This is a genomic window from Burkholderia sp. Ac-20353 (genome assembly GCF_017104785.1).
Taxonomy (GTDB): domain Bacteria; phylum Pseudomonadota; class Gammaproteobacteria; order Burkholderiales; family Burkholderiaceae; genus Burkholderia.
In genome coordinates this window covers 1-4,681 of record NZ_JAAGPL010000352.1, presented here as the reverse complement: position 1 = coordinate 4,681, position 4,681 = coordinate 1, and the positions used below count along the sequence as shown (strand labels likewise).

The window sequence follows — 4,681 nt, the reverse complement described above, 5'->3', positions numbered from 1 at the left end:
CCCGCGCCGTCTGCCGCCGGCTGGGCGCGCGTGCACGGCGAGCGCTGGCGCGTCGCGTGCAATGCACCGCTCGCCGCGGGCAGTCGCGTCCGCGTCACGGGCCGCCAGGGGCTGATGCTCACCGTCGCGCCGCTTTACGACATGCCGCCACCCGCGCTGCAGCGGACCGGAGCAGACGCTGATGCGCCAACGCCGGTCGACCGCGAAGCGTGGGACCGGGGCAAGCGCTAAAGGGCCAATTCCGGTCGACTAAGGAGAAAAACCATGATCGGCTACACGTTCGGCTTCAGCAGCATCCTGATCGTCTTCGCGGTGCTGCTCGTCGCATCGTCGATCCGCATCTTTCGCGAATACGAGCGCGGCGTCGTGTTCATGCTCGGGCGTTTCTGGAAGGTCAAGGGCCCGGGCCTCGTGCTGATCATCCCGATCGTCCAGCAGGTCGTGCGGATCGACCTGCGCACCGTCGTGTTCGACGTGCCCGCGCAGGACGTGATCACGCGCGACAACGTGTCGGTGAAGGTGAATGCGGTCGTGTATTTCCGCGTCGTCGATCCGGAGAAGGCCGTGATCCAGGTCGCGCGTTTCTTCGACGCGACGAGCCAGCTTGCGCAGACCACGCTGCGTTCGGTGCTCGGCAAGCACGAGCTGGACGCGCTGCTCGCCGAGCGCGAGCAGCTGAACGCCGACATCCAGAAGACGCTCGACGCGCAGACGGATGCGTGGGGCATCAAGGTGTCGACGGTCGAGATCAAGCACGTCGACCTGAACGAGACGATGGTGCGCGCGATCGCGCGGCAGGCGGAGGCCGAACGCGAGCGGCGCGCGAAGGTGATCCACGCGGAAGGCGAGCTGCAGGCATCGGAGAAGCTGCTGCAAGCGGCGCAACGGCTCGCGCTGCAGCCGCAGGCGATGCAGCTGCGCTACCTGCAGACGCTGACGACGATCGCCGCCGACAAGAACTCGACGATCGTGTTTCCGCTGCCGGTCGACCTGCTGACCGCGGTGCTCGACCGGTTCGGCCCGCCGCGCGACCGCTGAGCGCGGCGATGCCGGCAAAGCAGCTACATCACGCCAGCAGCTTGCGCTCCGTCTTGCCGTACTTGATCGACTTCTCATCGGGGATCATCAGCCCCGTGTGTTCGTCGCGGCCCTGCAGGATGAAGCGCGCGTTCGCGTTGCCGATCTGCTCGGCCGCGAGCTTGCTGTCCGCGCCGATCTCGCCCTTCTTCATCCGGTTGACGATCACGCCGACCGCCGTGTCCTTGAAGTCGCGCAGCATCCATGCGTCGCCGTCGCTGTCGCCCGCCACCAGCACCGGGCCGTAGCCCTTCTGCGCCTGCAGCACGTTGCGGATGCCGACGGTCTTGCCGGGGCCCCAGTTGAAGTGCCAGCCGGCCGGATAGGTGCTCGTGTACTTGCCGTCCTGCATGTCGAGGCGCAGGCCGATCACGTTTGCGGGCGGCACGCCGTAGCCATAGTTCGGATTGCCGGCAAACACGCGCACGACGTCGTCGAGCGACGCGGTGCTCACGTACACGTCGATGCCGTTCTCGCGCAGCGTGTGCATCAGCGCGCGGATTTCCTCGTGGATGCGGATCCCGTGGAAATGCGTGTCGGCCACGACGCCCGCCTTGCCGGGCAGCGTCTTCGGGCTTTCATACTTCACCTTGCGCAGCGCGTCGCCGATGCCGTGATTGTTCGACGCTTCGGCCATCGCCTGCAGCTCGGCCGTCGTCATGTTCTTGTAGAAGTAGATGATCCACTTGTAGCCGATCTCGAGCGGATGCGTGTCGCAGATCGCGTCGTACATGAAGTACAGCTTCGCGCGGAAATCCTTGAACTGATCGGTTTCGCGGATCTCGTCGAGGCTCTTGTCGCCGCCGAATCCCTTGTAGTTCGCGTAGAGCCAGCGATAGTCGGACTCGACGTCGGCAGCGAGATCCTCCATCGACACCGGCTTGCCGTCCACCGTCGTGTAGTCCTTCATGAACGTGCCCTTCGGCACGTCCTTCCACATCACGCCGACGAACTCGTCCGGCGTCAGCTTGTACTGCAGGTTGTTGATCTGGTACATCAGCAACGCCTCTTCGCAGTCGTTCATGATGCACGTGTTGTCCCAGTCGAACACCGCGTACGGGCGACGGTTCGCGTCGTAGCGCTTGCTCTTCACGCCGTACTGGTCGAGCACGGCCTGCAGGCGCGCGGCGTTGACGGGCGACCAGCGGCCCGGGTCGAGCGTGTCCGGCGTGGCGGTGTTCTTCGCGGCGGCGCTGCCCGCGTTGAGCACGAGGGGCGTAGCGGCCGTGGCCGCGGCGAGGGTGTTCAGAAACTTGCGGCGTTGCATGGTCTCTCTCCGTTTGAATGGGAATCCGGTTTCGGTGACGTACCCGCGCCTGGCGCCCGGCGCTTGATGCTTGATGCGCCCCACTGCGACCGGCGGCACACATCCGCCGGGCGAAGCCGGCAGCGGCTCCGAAATGGCGGTGCATGATCTGGCGAAATTATTTCGAAAATATGACGAATACCCGCCAGGGTGCGACAACAAGCTGATCTGGAACGACATCTGCATTCCCGAGGATTCCCTCGAAACCTAGGAAAAGCCCTCATCCCGAAGCACTGGTGCGTGCGGCGGAACCGACTATGATGATGACATCATTCAATGGCACATTAAATGCTGACTGAATAATCCGCGGCGGCGACGCCGGGCGGAGGCGTTCCGGGTCAGCGTTCCAAAACCTTGTATGGAACCCGCGAAAGCGCCAAAGCGCTGAAGCTGGCCAACTGGAGACACCGAACCATGTCCGACCATCCGCTGCCCGAAGTCCATCTCGAGGAACTGGCGCAATTCCGCGCGGTCCAGCAGCTCGCATACCGCTGCGTGGAAACCGTCGGCGGCATGCTCTACCCCGGCATCACCGAGAAGGAAGCCGCGCGTCTGCTCACCGAGTGGCTGCAGGACCACGGTGTGCGCGACTGGCTCCACAAGCCGTTCGCGTGGTTCGGCGACCGCACCGCGTTCGAAGGCTTCTCGGGCCTCAAGCACATGGGCGGCTTCAACCTCGCGTTCTTCCCGAGCCACCGCCAGCTCGAGACCGACATGCCGGTGATCCTCGACGTCGCGCCGGTGCTCGACGGCGTCGTCGCCGACGTCGGCTACGCGCACTGCGTCGGCGAGAACCCGATCCTCGAACAGCTGCAGGACGACCTGATGGCGCACCGCGAGCTGATCGTGCGGCTCGTCCGGGAACGCCGGCCGATGGCCGAAGTGGCGCAGGCCGTCGACGCGCTGTGCCGCCGCCAGGGCGTCGAGCCTCGCCACAAGGCGTATCCGTTCAAGGTGCTCGCGCACCGCGTCGCGAAGATCCACAAGCTGTCGAAGCCGCGCTTCGTCGCGCGCTTCGGGCTGAACGCGACCCGCAACCTGCTGCTCGACCAGGGCCGCGCGGCGAAGCAGCAGGGCTGGTCGCCGCTGTGGTCGATCGACCGCCGCTCCGAGCACGCGCCGGTGCCGGGCCTGTGGGCCGTGGAGCCGCACCTGGGCTTCGCGGGCGTCGGCGCGAAGTTCGAGGAGCTGCTCGTGATCACCGACGACGATGCGTACTGGCTCGACGACGACCTGCCGCACGTGCGCCGCTGGCAGCGCCGTCAGGCCGAATGCACGCCGGCGGTCGCGAATGCGCAGGCAGCGGCCTGACGCACCGCGCGGATCCCCCTCCTTCTGAACGGACTCACGATGCAGCCTCTTTCCGACGAAGCGCCGCTGGCCCTGTTCGATTCGGTATTCACCGAAACCGCCGTCGCGTCCGGCGACCTGACGCTCGCGGCCAGGACCTGGGGCGACCCGGCCCGCACGCCCGTCGTGCTCGTGCACGGCTATCCGGACAACAGCAGCGTCTGGCAGGACGTCGCGCCGCTGCTCGCGCGCCAGCACTACGTGATCGCGTACGACGTGCGCGGCGCGGGGCTGTCAAGCGCGCCGGCACGCACGGCCGACTACCGGCTCGCAAAGCTGACCGACGACTTCATCGCGGTGATCGACACGCTCTGCCCCGGCCGCCCCGTCCACCTGATCGCGCACGACTGGGGCTCGATCCAGGGCTGGGAATTCGTCACCGAGCCGCGGCTCGCCGGCCGGATCGCGTCGTACACGTCGTGCTCGGGCCCGTGCCTCGACCACGTCGGCTTCTGGCTGCGCGAACGCGCGCTGCATCCGACGCCCGCGTCGTTGGCCAAGCTCGGCGGCCAGCTCGTGCGCTCGTGGTACGTGTACCTGTTCCACCTGCCGTTCATCCCCGAGCTCAACTGGCGGCTGTGGCTCGGCCGCGCGTGGCCGGGGCTGCTGCGCCGCGTCGAGAAGACGGCGGTCGCGCCGCGCGCGACGCAGGCCGACGACGGCGCGCGCGGCGTGCGCCTCTATCGCGCGAACTTCATCCGCTGCGTGTTCACGCCGCGCGAGCGTTACGCGCACGCACCCGTGCAGACGATCGTGCCGCTCGGCGACAAGTACGTGAGCCCCGCGCTGTCCGAAGACCTGTCGCGCTGGGTGCCGCAGTACTACCGGCGCGAGGTCGCCGCCGGGCACTGGCTGCCGCTCGCCGATCCCGCGCGCTTCGCGGGCCTCGCGCAGCAACTGATCGACGCGGTCGAAAGCGGGACGGAACCGCCGGCGCTCGCGAACGCG

General features: G+C 67.2%; 6 protein-coding genes. 5 read left to right on the top strand and 1 reads right to left on the bottom strand.

Going from position 1 to position 4,681, the window contains the following annotated elements:
• Positions 1 to 231 (top strand): NfeD family protein (locus tag G3N94_RS42810; protein WP_277398608.1); only part of this gene is annotated, 231 nt, incomplete at its 5' end.
• Between the two features lie 33 nt (positions 232 to 264).
• Positions 265 to 1,038 carry a slipin family protein gene (locus G3N94_RS39785; protein ID WP_205799667.1) on the top strand — a complete coding sequence of 258 codons (774 nt, stop codon included), beginning with the start codon at positions 265 to 267 and terminating at the stop codon, positions 1,036 to 1,038.
• A 28-nt stretch (positions 1,039 to 1,066) separates the two neighbouring features.
• Here G3N94_RS39785 and G3N94_RS39780 read toward each other — a convergent pair whose 3' ends face one another.
• Complete coding sequence (locus tag G3N94_RS39780) at positions 1,067 to 2,344, bottom strand: haloacid dehalogenase-like hydrolase (RefSeq protein ID WP_205799666.1); 1,278 nt, start codon at positions 2,342 to 2,344, stop codon at positions 1,067 to 1,069.
• Positions 2,345 to 2,414: 70 nt separating this feature from the next.
• Between G3N94_RS39780 and G3N94_RS39775 the strand changes: the two genes are divergently transcribed.
• The 3 genes from G3N94_RS39775 to G3N94_RS39765 form a co-directional block, all read left to right on the top strand.
• Positions 2,415 to 2,594 carry a hypothetical protein gene (locus G3N94_RS39775; RefSeq protein WP_205799665.1) on the top strand — a complete coding sequence of 60 codons (180 nt, stop codon included), beginning with the start codon at positions 2,415 to 2,417 and terminating at the stop codon, positions 2,592 to 2,594.
• Positions 2,595 to 2,797: 203 nt separating this feature from the next.
• Complete coding sequence (locus G3N94_RS39770; RefSeq protein WP_205799664.1) at positions 2,798 to 3,694, top strand: M24 family metallopeptidase; 897 nt, start codon at positions 2,798 to 2,800, stop codon at positions 3,692 to 3,694.
• Positions 3,695 to 3,733: 39 nt separating this feature from the next.
• The coding region (locus G3N94_RS39765) for an alpha/beta fold hydrolase (protein WP_205799663.1) at positions 3,734 to 4,681 on the top strand (948 nt) is incomplete at its 3' end.